The sequence below is a fragment of the Streptomyces sp. NBC_01669 genome (assembly GCF_026339735.1).
Lineage (GTDB): Bacteria > Actinomycetota > Actinomycetes > Streptomycetales > Streptomycetaceae > Streptomyces > Streptomyces yanii.
Genome location: NZ_JAPEQG010000001.1, coordinates 7,949,427 through 7,969,940 on the forward strand (window position 1 = coordinate 7,949,427; position 20,514 = coordinate 7,969,940).

9 protein-coding genes and 2 pseudogenes are annotated in these 20,514 nt (G+C 67.3%); 4 read left to right on the forward strand and 7 right to left on the reverse strand.

Features of this window, described 5'->3' with window-relative positions:
• Nucleotides 1-467: 467 nt before the first annotated feature.
• The 4 genes from OG972_RS35725 to OG972_RS35740 all read right to left on the reverse strand — a co-directional run bounded on the left by OG972_RS35725 (nucleotide 468) and on the right by OG972_RS35740 (nucleotide 2,920).
• Nucleotides 468-635, reverse strand: a complete 168-nt coding sequence (locus OG972_RS35725; protein ID WP_323135915.1) for a hypothetical protein — start codon at nucleotides 633-635, stop codon at nucleotides 468-470.
• Nucleotides 635-1,525, reverse strand: a complete 891-nt coding sequence (locus OG972_RS35730; protein ID WP_266988660.1) for an alpha/beta hydrolase — start codon at nucleotides 1,523-1,525, stop codon at nucleotides 635-637. Before OG972_RS35730 ends, OG972_RS35725 begins: the two co-directional genes overlap by 1 nt.
• A gap of 95 nt (nucleotides 1,526-1,620) precedes the next feature.
• Nucleotides 1,621-2,433, reverse strand: a complete 813-nt coding sequence (locus OG972_RS35735) for an AraC family transcriptional regulator (RefSeq protein WP_266988661.1) — start codon at nucleotides 2,431-2,433, stop codon at nucleotides 1,621-1,623.
• A 346-nt stretch (nucleotides 2,434-2,779) separates the two neighbouring features.
• Nucleotides 2,780-2,920, reverse strand: coding sequence for a hypothetical protein (locus OG972_RS35740; RefSeq protein WP_266988662.1), 141 nt, complete (start codon nucleotides 2,918-2,920; stop codon nucleotides 2,780-2,782).
• Between the two features lie 1,331 nt (nucleotides 2,921-4,251).
• Between OG972_RS35740 and OG972_RS35745 the strand changes: the two genes are divergently transcribed.
• Both OG972_RS35745 and OG972_RS35750 read left to right on the forward strand, forming a co-directional pair.
• Nucleotides 4,252-11,919 carry a DNRLRE domain-containing protein gene (locus tag OG972_RS35745; protein WP_266990918.1) on the forward strand — a complete coding sequence of 2,556 codons (7,668 nt, stop codon included), beginning with the start codon at nucleotides 4,252-4,254 and terminating at the stop codon, nucleotides 11,917-11,919.
• 31 nt (nucleotides 11,920-11,950) lie between these two features.
• Nucleotides 11,951-12,598 carry a hypothetical protein gene (locus OG972_RS35750; RefSeq protein ID WP_266988663.1) on the forward strand — a complete coding sequence of 216 codons (648 nt, stop codon included), beginning with the start codon at nucleotides 11,951-11,953 and terminating at the stop codon, nucleotides 12,596-12,598.
• A 218-nt stretch (nucleotides 12,599-12,816) separates the two neighbouring features.
• Here the strand turns inward: OG972_RS35750 and OG972_RS35755 are convergent, their stop codons facing one another.
• The 3 genes and pseudogenes from OG972_RS35755 to OG972_RS35765 form a co-directional block, all read right to left on the reverse strand.
• Nucleotides 12,817-13,782 (reverse strand): aldo/keto reductase, encoded by a 966-nt coding sequence (locus OG972_RS35755; protein WP_266990920.1) that lies wholly within the window; start codon nucleotides 13,780-13,782, stop codon nucleotides 12,817-12,819.
• 717 nt (nucleotides 13,783-14,499) lie between these two features.
• Nucleotides 14,500-14,967, reverse strand: coding sequence for a DUF5709 domain-containing protein (locus tag OG972_RS35760; protein ID WP_266988664.1), 468 nt, complete (start codon nucleotides 14,965-14,967; stop codon nucleotides 14,500-14,502).
• 219 nt (nucleotides 14,968-15,186) lie between these two features.
• Nucleotides 15,187-17,155 (reverse strand): annotated as a pseudogene (locus OG972_RS35765) (amino acid transporter).
• A gap of 337 nt (nucleotides 17,156-17,492) precedes the next feature.
• Between OG972_RS35765 and OG972_RS35770 the strand changes: the two are divergent.
• Nucleotides 17,493-17,931: pseudogene (locus OG972_RS35770) on the forward strand (winged helix-turn-helix domain-containing protein).
• A gap of 16 nt (nucleotides 17,932-17,947) precedes the next feature.
• Nucleotides 17,948-20,491, forward strand: a complete 2,544-nt coding sequence (locus OG972_RS35775) for a sensor histidine kinase KdpD (protein WP_266988665.1) — start codon at nucleotides 17,948-17,950, stop codon at nucleotides 20,489-20,491.
• Nucleotides 20,492-20,514: the final 23 nt, after the last annotated feature.

Here is a 20,514-nt window from a genome sequence, read left to right on the forward strand (position 1 = left end):
GGCCGGAAACCAGCATGCCGCTGACCTCGGCACCCTGGCCGATGTCCGGCCGCGAGTGCACGTGTCCGGAAGCGCTGCAGCTCCGCACGTCCCCGACGGTCGCCACCCTGGAGGCGGATCTCTGCGCAAAAAACTTCAGGTAGACGTCGACGTGCTCGGCGACGCACGGATGAACGGGTTGCGTCGCTGATGCGGTGATGCCTAACCGGACGAGTCCATAGCCCCGGGTATGTCGTCGACGGGCTCGTGTCGGTCCGCGAGCTCGCACGGTTCGCCGATGAACCGGCCGGCCGGCGAGGCTGGTCCGGAGACGGAAGAACTCACTCCTGGTCCCGGCCCGGCAGCTACGGGACACCCTCAGGAAAGGCGGCCGTGCACCTGCCTTCCACTGGGCCCGTACACGAAGTCGGCGGTGGTATCCAGGATGAACTCCAGTGGGAAGCCCAATTCGATCGCGCTGGCCTTGTTCAACTGGCTGACCGCGTCACGTTCCCGCCCGCCTCCGCGTAGGCGGTGAACATCGCGCGGCATTCCTCCACCGACGCGCCCCACCCCCAGTCCTCTCCGAAGGTCATCGTTCCCAGAAACGCTTCGGAGACCCGCAGCCCGGCACGGCCCAGCAGCCGATACGTCATCACATGTTCCTGTCGAAGAAGGACACGGTCCGATCGATGGCCGGCAGTACGTAGTTGTCGTCGTCGTACAACTCGATGTGGTTGCTCGTGTCCAGCAGCAGAAGTTCCTTGGGCTCGGGCGCCGCCGCGAAGGCGGCCTCCGCGTCGGCCACGGGAATGGCCTGGTCGCCGCTGCCGTGCACGATCAGCAGGGGAGCGGTGACCAGCGGCAGGAAGGCATCCACATCCAGCGTCAGCTCCTGCAGCACGGACAGTGCGGTGCAACGGTTCTCCCACCCGGAGCCGGCGCCCCGCACGGTCCCGTAGTACTCGAACGGTTCCGGGCCGGGGTTCCCCGCGGGCATGCCTTCGGGATTGACCGCGGGCCAGTACTCGATCTCGCCGGTCTCGAACTGCCGTTGCGCGATCTGCGCGAACTGGCCCATCAGCGCCGCGAAGTTCTCCGCGCCGAACCGGTCACGGATCAGCCCCGGATTGTTGTAGGCGGCCGCGATGAGTGCCACAGCCTTGACCCGGGGGTCGAACGCGGCGAGCTGCACCGAGTAGATCCCACCCAGGCACACCCCACAGACCGCGATCTTCTCCGGGTCGACCTCCGGCCGGGCGGCCAGGAAGCTGACCGCGTTACGCAGGTCGGACACCTTCGCGGAGGCGTCCTCGTGCTGACGCGGTTCTCCTTCGCTGTCGCCCCAGTTCCGGTGGTCGAAGGCCAGAGCCAGGTAGCCGCGCTGTGCGAACCGCTTCGCGTAACAGCCGGTGACCTGTTCCTTCACGCCGGAGAACGGGCCGGTCAGCACCACTGCGCCCCGCTCGGTCCCGGGTTCGGGCAGATGGAGGTCACCGACCAACCGGTACCCGTCGCTGCTGAACTCGACCTTCTCCACAGTCATCACGAATCCCCTTACGTTCATGCCGAGTTGGCGTCGAAGAGGAACCTACGCGCGGCGGCTCCCCGGCGTATTGCACGTTCTTGCCGCCATCCGGATCAGCGCGGGGCCAAGTCCGTCCACGCCGTACCCCGATAGGTCGACTGGTACACGGCGGGGGTCACCCCGTATGCCTTGGCGAACACACGGGTCAGATGGGGCTGATCGTGGAAACCCGTCTCGTGTGAGACCTCGGCGATCCCTGTGCCGCGCCGGAGCAGCACCCTGGCCCGATCGAGCCGGAGACGCAGATGCAGCTGGTGCGGAGACAGGCCGAACCACGCCGTACACACGCGTACGAGCCGGTACTTGCTCACCCCCGTTACCACGCTGAGCTCGTCCAGCGTCACATTGCGGGCCAGGTTCTCCCGCAGATACTCACGTGCGACCTCGGGGGCGCGCCGCGCCGTGCCCGTCCCGTCTCCGTCGGCCCCGGCACGGTACGAGTGCCGCGCCAGCGCCGAGACGAACTCCAGCACCTCGGTCTCCCGCCTCAGCGCGGAACCGGGATCCTCCGAAGGCCGGTGGAGGGAGCTGTGTACGGACCGGAAGCGGCCGGCCAGCCCGCCGTGCGAGATCACCGGATCCCCGAACCGAACGGCCTCGGACGCGGTGACCTCGGTGATCAACGACGGTGACACACACATGATGAGCCAGCGTGCCCGGCCGAAGTCGTCCGGCGTCCCGGAATGCGCGTCGTCCGGATGAAGGGCGATCAACTGGCCGGGGGCAGCCCGGAAGGTCGTGCCACGCCTGCGCACGGTGAACCCGGAGTCGATCACGAGAACCAGTTTGAGCTCTTCATGAAGATTGCCGCTGTAGGACTGCGCCTGCCCGTCCACCACGACGACGTCTGCCACGTCGTCCGACACTCGTGGAACCCCTGCCTGATCCGCCCCGGACATGGCCGCCACACTAGCGCTTCGCCCCTGTACTGCCGGGGGGCGCACATCGGTGTCGAGCGGACGTCGGCCGGCCCCATTGCCGTCCGCCCGGGTGCGTACCTGTGCTGTACCGCCGAGTTGAGCGTTTCGATCGTTCCAGGTGACGCCGACCATGCTGAAGGGCTTCGTCGTGCGGGCCGGGGTCGGTGCCGGGATGGCAATGGTCCGGACGCTGCCCGAACCGGTGGTGGACGTGGATGCGGCGGGGGCAGCAGGGAGGCCGATGACCACCGCGGCTGCGAGGCGGTGAGGTTCCCAGAACGCACGACGGAGGCTATCCGTTGGCGCTCTCTTCCGCCTTCGGCGCAGCTGTGACGACCGCAGGAGTCCCGGCCGGTTCGGCCGCCTCGGCGGAACCGGAGCCGTCATCGGCCTCGGCGCCGTCGGTCGCTTTCGGTGTCTCCGTAGGTGACATGGCAGTCCGGCTTTCGGGTCGGTACGTGTTCCTTGAGTGGTTGTACTCGGTGCAGAACTCGGGGTTATACACCATCCGAATCCACACAGTCGAGCGGACGGAAATATCGGGCGAATATCGTTCGGGCCGAGGGTCAAGTGTCTGGAATGTTACGAGGGTTGACGGGCCGAATGGTCACCCGATATGAATCACGCCGCCACGGTCGACTTCTGTCGGAGTGAGGGGACAGGTGTCTCTCGGTGCGCCGCTGACCAGTGGTTTGCCCTGAACGTGCACCTTTTCCTTTCGGTCGTGGCTCGCATGCGCAGAAATGCGCAGAGAAGCAGAGAGGGAAAGGCGTGAAAGTTCCGTACAGGAGATATCTCTCCTGTCTGATTGTGTCGGCGGTGGCAGGTACGTTGCTGCCGCAGGTCGCGTATGCGGCCCCGGTATCGTCAGCCAAGGACGATGACAAAGGTGTCGTGGACACCATCGCCGGGTGGTTCTCCGACGGTGATCACGAAGAGTCCAAGGCGCCTGTCGGCGGCACGTTGGAGATACCCAGCCGTCAGAAGCTTTCCAAGGGCAAGAAGCTTCCGAAGCCGGAGCGGGTGAAGGAGCTGACGGGGCGGCGTACGTCGCAGGCGCGGTTCTGGCAGTTGTCGGACGGGCGGGTGGAGGCCGAGCTGTCGGCGGTTCCTCTGTCGTACCGGTCCGGGACGTCGTGGAAGCCGATCGACACGTCGGTGCGTGCCACGGAGGACAAGGGTTTCGACTTCGCGAACACGGCCAACACCGGGCGTACGTGGTTCGGTTCGGACGCGAAGAAGCTGGTGCGTTTCAAGGCTCCGGACGGCCGTTCGGTCACCTTGGGCCTGGAGGGTGCGAAGGGCGGGCTGACGCCGCACGCCAAGGGCGACACCGTCACGTACAAGGACGCCGCTGCCGGTGCTGATCTGCAGTATGTGGTGGGCCGGGGGCAGGTCAAGGAGAACATTGTTCTGGACGCCGCGCCGCCGGGGCCGGTGTCGTACACGTTCACGCTGGACACCGAGGGACTGGTCCCGAAGGCCCGTAAGGACGGGTCGGTCGCGCTGTTCGGTGAGCTGCCGAACACTCCGGTGCTGGTGATTCCGGCGCCGTACATGACCGATGCCAAGAAGGATGCGCTGTCGCCGACCGGTGGCACGTACTCCACGAAGGTCCGTCAGAAGCTGAGCCGGGACGGCAAGGGCTGGAAGCTGACGGTCACCCCGGACGCGAAGTGGCTTGCGTCGAAGGCGCGGCAGTACCCGGTGGTGATCGACCCGACGATCACGATCGCGCCGTCACCGGCGGCTTCGCAGGACACCATGGTCCTGTCGGACCAGCCAGCGGTGAATTTCAACAACACCTGGAAGATGTCGGCGGGCAAGACCGACACGGGTATCTCGCGTTCGCTGGTGAAGTTCCCGCTGACGGAGATCCCGTCGGGTGTCAAGGTCGACTACGCGCGGCTGGGGATGTATTTCGACCAGTCGCACACCACCAATGCCAACGATGTCACCATCGAGGCGCACCGGGCGACCGGTGCGTGGGACGAGACGACGGCGACGTGGTCCAACACCTCGGCGCTGGTCGGTGAGTTGTCGGGGACGACGGTTCAGCAGGACGACGGGGACGTGGGGACCGCGGCGGTCGGTGAGTGGCCCCGGGGGACCACGACCGGCGGGGCGGCGACCAACGACGACTTCGCGTACAACAAGAACACCGCGACGGGTGAGACGTACACCTGGCAGCCTCAGGTGGCCGAGTCCGCGACCTACCGCGTGGACGTGCATTACCCGGCGGCCTCGGACGCGGCGACCGCGGCCCCGTACGCGGTGACGTACAACGGCGGCACGAAGAACTACACGGTCGACCAGACGGGCACGGCCGGTACGTGGAAGACCCTGGATGCCACCCAGTACGACTTCGCCAAGGGCAACACCGGCAAGATCGTCCTCGGTGACACCGGCTCGTCGACGACGCGGACGCTCGCGGATTCGGTCCGTCTGGTCAACCCCAGCCAGATCGTGAAGAACACCGGTGAGTACAACCAGTGGCACAACTTCCCGGTCACCGACACCGTCCAGAAGTGGGTGTCGGGCACTGCGACGAACTACGGCTTTGTGCTGCAGGCCAAGGACGACACGCTGGCCGCGACGCCGACCGGTGGTCCGCGCTACGAGGCCGGTGACGGCAGCGTGTACGGGGGTGAGACCTCGACGATTCCCCGGCTGACGGTGACGTACGGCAAGGTCGGCACCACCCTCAACTCGCCGACCGTGGTGCATTCCACCGGTCCTGAGCTGTCGTGGCCGAAGTACACCAACGCAACCGGCGACACGAACCTGGACATCGTCGAGTACCAGCTGCACCGCTCCACGCAGCAGGTCTTCACCCCGTCGGCGGCCACCCTGGTCGCACCGGTCGACAAGGCCGCGACCACCTACACGGACACCACCGCTGTACCGACCCCGGACTCCAGCTCGGCGGAGATCGGGAAGTCGTACTACTACCAGCTCGCGGTCAAGACCAAGGACGGCCAGCTCCTCGGCTCACCGACCAGGACGGTCGGCATCCCGAAGGCCGGCCGCACGATGAAGATCATCCAGGGCGGTCAGGGAGGTGTCACCGACACCACGCTGTCCTCCCAGCAGCCGACCGTCAACCAGGACAAGATCCAGTCCTTCGGCGTCGGCCAGACCTGGCTCAGCGTCGGCAACAACTCCACCACCTACGGCAAGACCCGCGCCGTCCTGAAGTTCCCCACCACCGGCATCCCCTCCACCGCCACCGTGCTGGAGAACAAGATGTACATGTGGGGCGCGGAGACCACCACCGGAACCGACGGCGCGATCTACGAACTCCACGCCCTGACCAAGGACTTCGACGAGACCACCGCCACCTGGAACAACGCCAACGCCACCACCGCATGGACCGCAGCCGGCGGCGACATGTCGGCCACCGTCTCCGACACCGTCGCCACCGTCAGCGACGTCGGCCGCCACTGGTGGGACGCCACCGGACTCATGCAGTCCTGGGTCAAGACCCCCACCTCCAACAAGGGCGTCGCGGTCAAGCTCAAGGACGAGACCACCACCGGACCCCAGGAACGCACCCTCTTCCTGTCCGGTGAGGCAGCCGACCCGCAGCTGCGGCCGTACATGCAGGTCATCTACGTCGACTCGACCACCGAGGACACGTACTACGCGCCGACCACCCCGGCGCGGATGACGCCGAATTCCACCTACACGGTGGACTTCACGGTCACCAACACCACCGCGACCGCGTGGGCGGCCGGTGAGCGCGAGCTGTCCTACACCTGGAAGCTGCCCGACGGCACGGACGTCACCACCGGCGGCAACCAGCTCAGGACCGCCGTTCCGGCCCTGCTGCCGGGCAAGTCCGCTACCATCCAGGCCCAGGTCAAGACCCCCATCAACTCCGATGAGGGCAACAAGCGCACCGACTACGTGCTGGGCTGGGACGTCCGCAAGATCTCCGACGGCACCTGGCTGTCGGCGGGCACCGGGGGCATTCCGCCGCTGAAGCAGAACGTGGCGGTCGAGGACCCGACCTCCAACTCGCTGGGCCTGGAGAAGTTCTACTCCTACACGGGCAAGAACACGGGCGCCGGCTCGACGGTCATGAACAACCTCGCCTCCGGTAACAGCGTGTGGTCCTACAACGCCTTCACCAACCCCGGCCGTGGGCTGAACACCTTCGCCCGCTTCGCCTACAACTCCCTCGACACCAGTGACACGGTCCTCGGCGCAGGCTGGTCCGCACAGGCGGCGGGCCCCATCCGGATGGGTGCGCCCCTGGACTTCCACCCCAACCCGAACCCGACGGAGATCCGCCTCCCGGACGGCGACGGCACGACGCACATCTTCAGCAAGCAGCCGGACGGGACCTGGAAGGCCCCGGCAGGAGTCCACTACAAGCTCACCCCCAAGGCGAACCTGGACTGCACTCCGGCGAAGGATCCGATCCCTGACGCCTGGACGATGACCCGTCCCGACGGCACCCGTTTCCTGTTCGGCTGCGACGGCTACATGACATCCGTTGTCGACAAGAACGGCAACACGCAGACGTACACATACGAGGAGCGCAAGTCCAACAACAAGCCGACCAAGTTCCTCATCTACATCACCGACCCGGCCGGGCGGCAGTCGCTGACCGTCGAGTACTACTCGAAGACCGACTCGAGCAACCCGAAGATCATTGACCACGTCAAGTCGATGACCGACATCTCGGGACGGAAGGTCACCTTCGAGTACTCGGACAAGGGCCTGCTGACCAAGCTGACGGACGGCGCCGGTTCCACCCAGCCGAAGGTCTTCGTCCTCGACTACGACGCGACCCAAGGCAACAAGAACGTCAAGCTGGTCAAGGTCACCGACCCGCGCGGCAACGCGACGTCGCTCGACTACTTCTCGCCGCAGACCGGGGACGACCCCAAGTACCACTGGTGGACGAAGACGATCACGGACCGGCTGCAGGGCAGCACGGGCTTCACGTACGCCGTGAACGCGGGGAACGCCAAGTTCACCGACTCCAAGGTCACCGACGCCGAGGCGCACACCACGACCTATGTGACGGACGACTTCGGCCGAGCGGTCCAGACCACCAACGCCAAGGGCCAGTACTCCAAGCTGGCGTGGGACGCGGACAACAACGTCACCTACCTGGAGGAGAACAACGGCGCCAAGACGGCCTACTGCTACGACCAGAAGACCGGCTACCCGCTGTGGGAGCGCGACGCCGAGAACAACAAGGCGGGCGTCCCGCCGTCGAGCGACTGCGCACCGGGCACCTACCCGGCCAACGCGGCGAAGTACGAGTACCAGACGCGGCTCGACGGCTACTCGGCCGACATCTTCCGCAAGACCTCGCCCGAGGGCCACGCCTACCTGTTCGGCTATGACTCCTTCGGCAACCTGAAGTCGGTCACCGACCCCAAGGGCGTGGCGACTTCGACGGCCGGCGACTACACGGTCTCCTACGAATACGACACCTACGGCGAACTCGCCAAGGTCACCGATGCCAATGGCAACGCCACCGTCAACAGCGGCTTCGGCGCCGACGGCTACCCGGCGACGATCACCGATCCGCTCGGCAAGGCCACCCGGTTCACGTACGACGTGGCCGGCCGGGTCACCGAGGTCACCGACGCACTGGGGAAGAAGAAGACGCAGGCATACGACGTCTACGGGCGACTGCTCGCGGGCACAGTTCCGCAGAACCAGGACACCGGCGTCCTCATCACGACCCCGGCCCCGGTGTACGACGCGAATGACAACGTGATCCAGTCGACGTCGCCGAACGGTGCGGTCGCCACCGGCGTCTACGACGCCGCGGATCAGGTCAAGTCTTCGACGGCGCCGAAGGACACCAGCACCCAGGAGCCCCGGACCACGACCTACAGCTACGACAAGGTCGGCAACCTGCGGACGACCACCGAGCCCAAGGGGAATGTGGCGGGCGCGGTGGCGGGTTCGTACACCACCACCGACAACTACAACGAGATCTACCAGCTGATGTCCGTCGTCAACAGCGATGGCGACAAGATCAGTTACGAGTACGACCCCGCGGGGAACATGGTCAAGACCATCTCTCCGAAGAAGAACGCGACCGCCGCCACGGACGACTACGCGGCCATCACCGGCTATGACCTGAACCACCGGGTCGTCACGATCACGGACGCGCTCGGCAAGACCATGTCGCGCAAGTACGACAAGGACTCCCGGGTCGTCGAGTCGACGGACGCGGAGAACAACACCTCGTACATCAGCTACGACGAGCGGGGCAAGCAGACCGAGGTCAAGGTTCCCTACTCCGGCGGGCCTTCGGTCACCTACCGCTCGACCAAGTTCGAGTACGACCAGGTCGGCAACACCACCAAGGTCATCTCGCCGCGTGGCGTGGAGACCACCACCAACGCCGACGACTTCACTTCACGCACGGAGTACGACGCGCTCAACCGGCCGGTCAAGCAGTACCAGCCGTACAGCTCCACGGACTCCCGCTACAACAAGGCGGACGTCTACACGCAGACCACCTACGACGCGGTCGGCCGGGTCTCCAAGGTGTCGGCGCCGCCGTCGCAGGGCCAGACGGTCCGCAACGACAGCACGATGACCTACTTCGACAACGGCTGGACCAGGTCGTCGACGGACCCGTGGGACATCGTCACCACGTACGACTACAACGTGCTCGGCGAGCAGACCAAGCGCACGCTGACCTCGGCGGGCGGCTCCTCCGACCGCACCATGACGTGGGACTACTTCCCTGACGGCAAGCTGAAGTCCAAGTCGGACGACGGTGTGCCGCTCGGCAAGTCGGTGGTTCTGGTCGACAACACCGACACCCAGAACGTGTCGTCGACGGGAACCTGGACGAAGGGCGACGTCGTCGGCCAGCAGGGCTACGACCACCAGGTTCACGCCTCCGGCGCCGGCACCGATGCCTTCACCTGGACCCTGAACATCCCGAAGGACGGCACGTACACCGCGTATGTGAAGTTCCCGAAGGTGACGGGCGCCGCCACGGCCGCCAAGTACACGGTGACCGACTCCGCGGGTCCGCACGACAGGACGCTCGACCAGAACACCGGAACCGACAACTGGGTCTCGCTCGGCTCGTACAGCTTCAAGCAGGGCAATGACGGCAAGCTCCAGTTGTTCCAGAACAGCGCGGGCGCGGTCGTCGCCGACGGTGTGCAGCTGGTACGCGACACGACGGGCGAGACGGACACCGAGCAGAAGTCGTACACCTACACCTACGACGTCAACGGCAACATGACCTCGATCGGGGACACGTCGTCCGGGGCCAGGATCGACGCCTACACGATGACCTACACCGGACTCAACCAGGTCCAGAAGGTCACCGAGGCGCTCGCCGGGCAGGAGAAGAAGTCCACCTCCTACACCTACGATGTCAACGGGCAGTTCAAGACAGTCAGCCACCCCGATCAGTTCGCCGAGTACACCTATGACGAACGGGAGTTGGCGAAGTCTGTCTCCGTCGGGGACAGTGCGACCGACCCGAGCCCGAAGGTCACCGGCTACACCTACACCGACAACGGCCGCAAACTCAAGGAGACCAAGGCCAACGGCAACACCGTCGATTACAGCTACTTCCTCAACGGCTCGCCGAAGAGCACGGCTGAGAAGAAGTCCAACGGGACGCTCGTCTCCTCGCACGCCTATACCTACGACGCCAACGGCAACAAGGCGCAGGATGTCGCGAAGAAGATGAACGCAGACAACCACGCGGCGTACCTCGACTCCACCACCGACTTCACCTACGACCCGGCCGACCGGCTGACCTCCGCGGTGAAGACGGGCAATGGCGCGGGCACCGAGAGCTACGTCCACGACGACAACGCCAATGTTGTCTCACAGACGGTCAAGGGCGTCTCGTCCACCTTCACCTACGACCGCAACAGGCTGCTGTCGGCCTCCACCGGCGGCACCTCGTTCAGCTACAACTACGACCCGTTCGGCCGCCAGGAGTCGGTCACCTCGGGCGGAAAGGTCATCGAGCGCAGCGCCTACGACGGGTTCGACCATGTCGTGGAGTCCAGCAAGATGGTCGACACGGGTGCGCTGAAGACCACCAGCTACACCTTCGACCCGCTGGACCGTACGTCGTCGAAGACGGCAGAAGGGAAGACCACCGGCTTCACCTATCTGGGTCTGTCCGACGAGGTCCTCAATGAGGACGTCGCCGGCAAGATCACCAAGGCGTACCAGTACACCCCCTGGGGCGAGCGGCTCTCGCAGGTCACCAAGAACAGCGACGGGACCAGCGAGGACGGCTACTACGGCTACAACAGCCACACCGACGTCGAGTCCGTCACCACCAAGGACGGCGACGCCAAGGCGACGTACGGCTACACCGCCTACGGGTCCGACGACAAGGACGAGTTCACCGGCGTCGACAAGCCCGACACGGCCGACCCGACGAAGGAGGCGTACAACCCCTACCGCTTCAACTCCAAGCGCTGGGACGCCAATTCGGGTACGTACGACATGGGGTTCCGGGACTACAACCCGGGTCTGAACCGGTTCACCACGCGAGACATGTACAACGGTGCCCTCGCAGACATGGACCTCGGCACCGACCCGATGACCGGCAACCGGTACGCGTTCGCGGGCGGCAACCCCACCAGCTTCGTGGAGCTCGACGGCCACGACTTCGGGTTCCCGTTCGACGACATGTGGAACACCATCCGCCAGATGATCAAGGATGCCAAGGCGGCCCGGAAGGCGCTGGGGCTCCAGCACGCGAAGGACTTCACGTACGCCCACAACCAGGCGCAGGCCGTGGCCGCGGGCGAGATCAAGAAGCAGGCGGCCTCGCTCGGGGTCGCCGACTTCGAGGTCATCCAGGGTCCGAGTGTCGCCAACGGCAGCAAGAAGTGCATGGGTGACCCCACCGCGTACTGCCCCAACCCGGGATACATCGACATCCTCGGCCACGACAAGAAGACCGACATCTACTTCGTGTGGGAGGTCAAGTCCGCGGGCCAGGCCGCCAAGGCCGTTCCCGAGGCGCAGTGGTACGTCGACCGGCTGAAGGCCAACGGTGAGAAGGCCGTCCTCGGCTGGGCCATCGGCGGTCCGTACGACGTGGCCACCACCGGCGACAAGGTCGTCGGGCCCGCCGAAGGAGCCGTCATCTACGGAAAGCAGCAGAACAAGAAGTTCAACAAGGTGCTGACGTCCAGCCCCGCGCTGGCCTCCCAGCAGAACCAGTCGCAGCCGACGCCCACGCCGAGTGCGGGCCCCGGCCCCGGTGACTACCCCGGTATCGCCTACCAGCCGGGTCTGGGGCATCTACCGCAGCCCGCGAACGGGTCCAGCGCCTGGCCGCTCCTCGTGCCGATGGCCGTGCTGACTCTCCCCCTGTGGGTGGAGGGCGGCGCCGCCGCGACCGGCACCGCGGTCACGGTGGGGGTCACCGCCGCGATGTTCGAACTGGCAGCATGATGCGAGACACATGGGAACAGAAGGAGAAGAGTTGATCTCGCAGAGTGCCTGGCGACGCCGTTACGTCGTGCCGGTGGCGAAGGAAGAAGGGCTCACCCAGGACGGCAAGGTGTTCCGCCTCGCAGGTACCCACGGTGACTGCGCCCTCCTGGAATTCCATCCGTACCGCATCGACCTGCGGCGGGAAGTCTTCTTCGTCAGGGCTTCCATCGTCCTGGCTCCCCAGCGCGGCTGGCTGTACCGCAAGCACTGGGAGCAGGCGCGAGAGCGGCCCGCGCTCCCGGCCGAGGCCGTGGTCGAGTGGGAGCTGGTCCCGCCGGTCGCGGTCGCGCAGGAGCCCGGGGCGGACATGCCGGCCCGGAGCTACTGGGCGTACGGGGCAGGGATCGAGCCGGAAGGCTGCGCTCGTGAACTGACCCGGATGCTGCGCGAGGAGACCGTTCCCCGGATGCGGCGGCTGCTCGACCGGGCCGCACTGCTCGCGGAAATCAAGGACCCGGCGCCGGACATCCGCCGCCGGCGTCCACCGGGCTGGGCCGAGGTCCTTTTGAACGTGGACCAGGTGGCCCCGGCCGACCTGGAACCGCTGTTTGAGAAGGTCGAGACGGACTATCCGCTCGCGGACGAGTTCATCGACTGGGCCCGCGCGTATGCGACGGCCCAGACCGCGAACCGGTAGAAGCCGGTCGGCGGGACGCGTCACTCTGTGGCCGTCCACTGAGCACATGCTTGGTGGACGGCCACAGGCCATTGGCGACCTGGTGCACGATAGAGAGTGGATGAGCGAGCGGCGTCATGCGGCTTCGAATCCAAGGCGGCAGAGGGAGGCGAACCGGCCCGTGGAATCGCTTCCGCGGGCCGGTTCGCATGCCGGGGCGGGCGACGCCCGCCCGCGGATCAGGAGTAGAAGTTGCGCTGCCACCGGTGCTTGGCCAGCACGGCGAGCTGGTCGGTGGTGAGCGGCCGCCCGTCGCTCAGGGCCGTGTTGCGCTCGACGTTGCGAACGGTGCGCATGCCGGGGATGACGGTGGAAACCGCCGGCGAACTCAGCACGAAGCGCAACGCGGTCTCGGCGATCTCATCGGGGGCGATAGCGAGGTCGGCGACGATCGCGGCCACCCGCTGTTCGACCTGTGCCGGGCGGTCATCGCGGAAGTAGCGGTTGCGCCAGTCACCCTCGGGGAACGTCGTGCCCGCGGTGATCCGACCGGTGAGGCCGCCCTCGTCCAGGGCCACCCGCACGATGACACCGACGCCGTGTTCCTCACAGGCCGGCAGCAGCGTGTCGGCGGGCGCCTGGTCGAAGACGTTGTAGATGACCTGCACGCTGTCCACGACGCCGCTGCGTACGAGTGCGAGTGCACTGTCGGGCTGGTGGTCGTTGATGGAGACGCCGAACAGGCGGATCTTTCCCTCCTGCTTCAGTTCGGCGATCGTCTCCAGCCAGTCGCCACGGCCGACCCAGTCGTCGCTCCACACATGGAACTGCAGTACGTCGAAGTGGTCCAGGCCGCTGGTCCGCAGGCTGGTCTCCAGGCTTGCGCGGATGTGCTCGCCCGGGAACGTCTCTGCCGGGTCAAGGCCGTTCGGCGCCGGCCACGTGCGGTTCTTCGGCGGCACTTTGGTCGCGACGCGTACCTCGTCGCCGGCCCGCTCACGGACGACCCGGCCGACGATCCGCTCGCTCTCGCCGTAGCCGCGGGCGGTATCGATGAAGTTCACGCCGAGGTCGATGGCGCGGTGCAGGGCCCGTACGGACTCGTCCTCCGTGGCACCCACCCAGCTGGACTCACCGATGCCCCACGCGCCATAACCGATCTCGGACACGGACAGTCCACTTCGCCCCAGCTCGCGGTAGCGCACAATCATCCTCCACGTCTTGGTCCTCGTCCTGGCCGAGCCGAGGCTTCCGCCAGGAATCAGGTTGACGATAGGCGACACGGGTGGCAGGGGCAGGTGGATTTTGCGGGGCCGCTGTCGTGGTCACGGGCTCTCCGCTGTGACAGAGGTGTGACGGCTGCTGCTGTCGCGGAGCGAGGGAATCGGGCGGTCGCGGCCCCGGGAGGCCTGGGGGATACGGGAACGGCGGCGCTGCTGATTGTGCCGAGAGGGGGGATGGAGGTGGCCGACAAGTCGCGACGTGTCGGGCCGACAGCGTTCCTGCTCGGTGTGGTGATGGCACTGACATATGCCACTTCGATTATCTGGCCATGGGCGGTCGGCGCCCGGACGTGGATGTGGGGGACGTCATCGTCTTCCCGTTCATCGCGCTCATTGCGCACTCGGTCGTCCTCGGTGACCGCGCGCCCGACGATTCAACCGTTTTCCGGGGGCGGAGTCTGACGGTCCTGGAGGCCGGGGCGGAACGGCTGCGAGGGTGGGTGGCGAGGCGCATCGGCGAATCACTGACGATTCACAGGACAGGTTTGAGATGTTGCGCTCCGATTTCATCGACCGCGTTCACTGAACGTGGATCGTCTCCCTCTTCCATAGCGACAGGATCGAGCGCGCATGGTCCGAACTCTGCCGAGAGCCTGGGCACGGGCATCAGCGCTCGGGCTGCCCCTACGAGGGGCCGGCCTACTGGTTGTTCTGGTCGGGGACCACATGGACCGCCGCTTCCTCGGCGGAGGCCGCCGCGCCGTCGATTCCCATGTCGAGGGCGATCATGCACCTCTCATCGTCTCCGTGCGCGCCCTCGTCGGGCGCGACCAGTCGCCCCGCGCGCAGATCACCGACCTCCCCGTCACGGATCTCACCGTCCGTGTCGACGACATCACCGATCCCGTCCCCGTCCGGGGCGTACACGTCCGGCTCCTCCTCGCTGAGGCGCTGGTCGAGACTTTCTCCCTCTCGCTGCTCAGCCGCAGTGACACCATGGTGTTCCACGGCCCATGGCCGCTCAGGGGGTGAATAGCCTGTGTCGAGCGGGTCCTGGCCCGCCCTGTCGTCAAGGGTGTCGGCCGGGTCCAGCAGCCCGGCGTCGTCCTGCACCTCCGAGCCGTCCGGCTGGTAGACCTCGTCACCCATCGTGGTGTCGCCGTCCATGGCACCTCCACTGTCGCGAATGAATCGTCGGGACAAACGTCCCACTTCGCGCCATGTCCTCTCTATCATCATCTGGGGTGTCGGCCGTCGGGACGACCGGAAGCGCGCCGGCGCCCCGACGCACTGCTCAGGGGAATGCGCCGTCCACGGGCAGAATCTCTCACCGAGGCGCCGTATGGGGGGCCGGTCGGATACGCGCGGGAGCCGCCGGGCCCACGGTCAGCCGACGTGGACGCGGGGCCGCAGAGCGGGGTCCGGCTCCGCCCGGCGCAGCACCTCGCGGGTCACCGGGGCGACCTCGCCGTCGCCGAAGACGAGGAAGCGCAGCAGATGGCTGACCGGGTGGCCCTCGGTCCAGTTGAAGTAGGCGTGCGGGACCTGGCCGGTGCGGTCGCGCAGCTCCATCAGGACGGCCGCGATGGTGTTGGGCACCACCGCGCTCTCCATGCGCAGCCTGCGCACTCCGTGCTTCTCGTCGCCGTGCACGGCCACCGTGGCGGTGAAGTCGGAGGAGTCCTGGATGAAGACCTCCAGGAAGAGCACGGGGCGGCCGTCGGGGATATGGGTCTGCTCGCGCTGGCTGTACTCCTTCGCGCGATACGCGACCGTGCTGTGCTCCTGCGGCTCGTTGGCGATGATCCGGAGCGGTCCGGCCGCCGCGGCCTCGTCGATCAGCCGGACCGCGTTCTCGTCGAAGGTCACCGCCGCGGCGCGCAGCTCGAAGGCGCGGTGGATCCGCGAGGCGGAGGATGTCAGCAGGATGGCGATGATGAACAGCGAGGCGATCTTGATGCCGTCGGGCCGCTCGACCACGTTCGTGACCAGGGTGTATGCGAAGACCGCGGTGATCGTACCGAAGCCGATCATGGCCCACCGGTTGCCGCGGCGCTGCACGGCGACGGCAGACGCGAAGGAGGCCGACAGCATCAGCACCAGCACACCCGTCGCGTAGGCGCCGCTCTGGTCGTCGACATTGGCGTTGAACCAGACGGTGATGAACACCGCGATCGCCATGAAGACCAGCACCAGTGGCCGCACCGCACGCGTCCACTCCGGCGCCATCCCGTAGCGCGGCAGATAGCGCGGTACGAGGTTGAGCAGCCCGGCAAGTGCGGAGGCTCCGGCGAACCAGAGGATGGCGATGGTCGACACGTCGTACACAGTGCCGAAGGCTTCGCCGAGATGTTCGTGCGCGAGGTACGCCAGTGCGCGGCCGTTCGCCGCGCCGCCGCTCTTGAACTCGTCCTGTGGGATGAGGATCGTCGTGGCGAGGCTGGACAGCAGCAGGAAGCAGCTCATGATCACGGCGGCGGCGGTGAGCAGCTTGCGGGTGTCGCGGATCCGGCCCGCCGGATTCTCGTACGTGTCCGTTGCGTCGCCGCGCACCTGGGGCATGACGGCGACACCGGTTTCGAATCCGGACATGCCGAGCGCGAGCTTCGGGAAGACCAGCAGTGCGACACCGATCATGGCCAGCGGTGAGGAGTGCTCCAGGGTCATCGCGTCCGTCCAGTCGCCGATCCTGACCGGGTGGGTGAGGATCTGCCAGGCGGAGCCGGCCAGGACGACGACGTTGAGGAGCAGATACGTCGCGACGAGCACCACCGCGATGCCGATCGCCTCACGGAACCCCTTGAGGAAGACCGCAGCGAGGGCGGCGACCAGGACCAGAGTGATCCAGACGTTCTCGCCGTGCAGCCAGTGCGGGGCGAAAGGATTCTCCACGACGTGTGCGGAGGCGTCCGCCGCCGAGAGCGTGATGGTGATCATGAAGTCGGTGGCGGCGAACCCCAGCAGCACCAGGACGAAGAGTTTCCCCGCCCACCAGGGCAGCAGGCGCTCCAGCATGGCGATCGAGCCCTCGCCGTGCGGGCTCTCCTTGGCCACCCTGCGGTAGACGGGGAGCGCCCCCAGCAGGGTCAGGGCGATCAGCACCAGGGTGGCCAGCGGCGAGAGCAGCCCGGCCGCGAGTGCGGCGATGCCCGGCTGGTAGCCGAGGGTGGAGAAGTAGTCGACACCGGTGAGGCACATGACCCTCCACCAGGTGTGCCCCTTGTGCTCGGGGCTCGGCGTGCCGTGCGGTCTGCTCGCTCAGCCCGTCCAGCAGCCAGGGCCGCCATCCGCGCCGCCGCTGCAGCGTGGTCTGTCCCCGCCCCTGCCCGGACCCGACCGGGGCGGGCCCTTGCATGCCAGTCATGTGCGTGCTCTTCCTGCCGATCGACCGTACGACGAGGAGCGAGTATCCAGCACGTTGTCACCCGCCCGACGGCTGGGGGCGAACGCGATCGGTGGCCGGAGTACCAGGGGTGCGTCAGTATCCCGTCAGCGGACCCCCGATGGCCGTCAGTATCGCGTCAAGGAGGGCGGAGCCCCTGGTCACCGGGCATACGGTGACAGCCACTGCCCCGGCCCGCCTCCCCGCACCGGGGCCCTGTCCCGTCCCCGGGCTCATCGAGGAGGAATCCCATGCCAGGGACCGCAGCCCGGACCGCGTACTCGTCGGCCGGCGCCACGACCGGGCACCCATGACACGGCTGCTCGTGGTGGAGGATGATCCCCAGCTCGTGCAGGCTCTCGTGATCACTGTGCGGGCGCGCGCCCACGACGTCGACACCGCGCCCGACGCGACGAGCGTGGCGCTCGACGCGCGCGCCGACGTCTCCCTCACCCAACCGTTCAGCATCGAGGAGCGTCGACCTGGGCGCCAGGAAAGCCGACCGCAGGGGCGCGACGTACGGCTGACCCCGACCGAATGGCACCTGCGGGAGTTCCTGATCGACAAGCCCGGGCGGCCGATCACCCAGCGGCAGCTGCTCCAGGAGGTCTGGGACCTGTCCTGCAGCAACAAGACCAACTATCCGCGGGTCCGCATGGCCCGGCTGAGGCTGAATCTCGAATCGGACGCCTCCCACCCCCCGGTATCCGATCACGGAGCCGGGCCTGGGATACCGCTTCGAGCCGTAGGGATCGGGCGGGACACATGGGACGCGGGAAGCTTCGGATCTACCTCGGTGCGGCTCCGGGCGTGGGCAAGACCTACGCGATGCTCTCGGAGGGCCACCGCCGCGTCGAGCGCGGCACGGACTGCGTGGTCGCATTCGTGGAACACCACAGCAGACCCCGCACCGAGGTGATGCTGCAGGGTCTGGAGCAGCTGCCGCGCAAGGAACTGGACCACCGGGGCGCCACCTTCACCGAAATGGATGTCGATGCCCTCATCGCCCGCCGGCCCGCTGTGGCCCTCGTCGACGAACTGGCCCACACCAACATCCCGGGTTCGCGCAACGCCAAGCGCTGGCAGGACATCGAGGAACTCCTGCAGGCCGGCATCGACGTCGTCACCAACGTCAACATTCAGCATCTGGAGTCGCTGGGTGACGTGGTCGAGTCAATAACGGGAGTACGGCAGCGTGAGACCGTCCCCGACGAATTCGTCCGGCGCGCCGACCAGATCGAACTGGTCGACATGTCGCCCCAGGCGCTCCGCCGCCGTATGGCCCACGGCAACATCTACCAGGCCGACAAGGTCGACGCGGCACTCTCCAACTACTTCCGCCCCGGCAATCTCACCGCGCTGCGCGAACTGGCCCTGCTGTGGACCGCGGACCGGGTCGACGAATACCTCCAGGAGTACCGGTCCGAGCACCGGGTCTCGAAGATCTGGGGCTCGCGGGAACGCATCGTCGTCGGTCTCACCGGCGGCCCGGAAGGACGCACCCTGATCCGCCGCGCGGCCCGGCTGGCGGAGAAGGGCGCGGGAGGCGAAGTGCTTGCCGTGTACATCGCCCGCAGCGGCGGTCTCACCTCCGCGTCCCCGAAGGAACTGGCCGTCCAGCGCACCCTGGTGGAGGACCTGGGCGGCACCTTCCACCACGTGATAGGCGAGAACGTGTCCTCCGCGCTGCTTGAGTTCGCCCGCGGCGTCAACGCGACCCAGATCGTCCTCGGCGTGTCCCGCCGCAAGCCCTGGCAGTACGTCTTCGGGCCCGGCGTCAGCGATACGGTCGCCCGCGATTCGGGCCCCGATCTCGACGTACACCTGGTCACCCACGACGCCGTCGGCAGGGGGCGCGGACTGCCGGTGACGAGGAGCAGCCGGCTCGGCCGCTCCCGGATCATCTGGGGCTGGCTGGCCGCGGTGGCCGGACCTGCACTCCTCACCGTCCTCCTGAGCAGCCTCGCCCCCGAGGTGGGTCTCGCCAACGACATGCTGCTGTATCTGTCGCTGACGGTCAGCGCCGCCCTGCTCGGCGGGCTGCGACCCGCGCTCGCCTCCGCGGTCTTCGGCTCCTTCCTGCTCAACTGGTACTTCACCCCGCCCGTCCACACCCTGACCGTCGCCGATCCGCAGAACATCGTCGCCATCGCGATCTTCGTGGGTGTTGCCGTTTCGGTCGCCTCGGTCGTGGACCTTGCCGCCCGCCGCACCCATCAGGCGGCCCGGCTGCGTGCCGAGTCCGAGATCCTCTCGTTCCTCGCGGGCAGCGTCCTGCGCGGTGAGACGACGCTGGACGCCCTGCTGGAGCGGGTCCGCGAGACCTTCGCGATGGAGTCCGTGGCGCTGCTGGAGAGGGAGAGCGAGGTCGCTCCGTGGACCTGTGCGGGCAGCGTCGGGCCCAGGCCGGCCGACCGGCCCGAGCAGGCCCATGTGGACATGCCCGTGGGCGACGACATGGCCCTTGCGCTCTCCGGCCGGGTGCTGCCCGCCGAGGACCGGAGGGTGCTCGCCGCGTTCGCCGCACAGGCCGCCGTCGTCCTGGACCGCCGGCGTCTCCAGGACGAAGCCCAGCGGGCCCGCGGGCTGGCCGAGGGCAACCGCATCCGCACCGCCCTGCTCGCCGCCGTCAGCCACGATCTGCGGACGCCCCTCGCGGGCATCAAGGCATCCGTCACCTCTCTGCGCTCCGACGACATCGAATGGTCCGAGCAGGACCGGGCCGAACTCCTCGAAGGCATCGAGGCCGGAGCCGACCGCCTGGACCACCTGGTCGGCAATCTCCTCGACATGTCCCGGCTGCAGACCGGCACCGTCACCCCGCTGATCCGTGAGATCGACCTCGACGAGGTGGTCCCGATGGCGCTCGGAGGCGTACCCGAGGGGAGTGCGGTGCTCGACATCCCGGAGGACCTTCCGATGGTCGCCGTCGACAAGGGGCTCCTGGAACGGGCCGTTGCCAACGTCGTGGAGAACGCCGTCAAGTACGGCCCCGAGGACAGACCGGTGCTGGTGTCGGCCAGCGCCCTGGGCGACCGCGTGGAACTGCGGGTCGTGGACCTCGGCCCCGGCATACCGGACGAGGCGAAGGACCGTGTCTTCGAACCCTTCCAGCGTCACGGCGACGCCCCGCGCGGCTCGGGTGTGGGCCTCGGCCTGGCGGTGGCCCGCGGCTTCACCGAGGCGATGGGCGGCACACTGGCCGCCGAGGACACACCCGGCGGCGGACTCACCATGGTCCTGACGCTGCGCACGGCCACCGTCCGGGCGGGGGCCTCTCCGGATATTCCCGTCACCGCGACGACATGACGCAGGCCGCTGCGTGGGAGCGG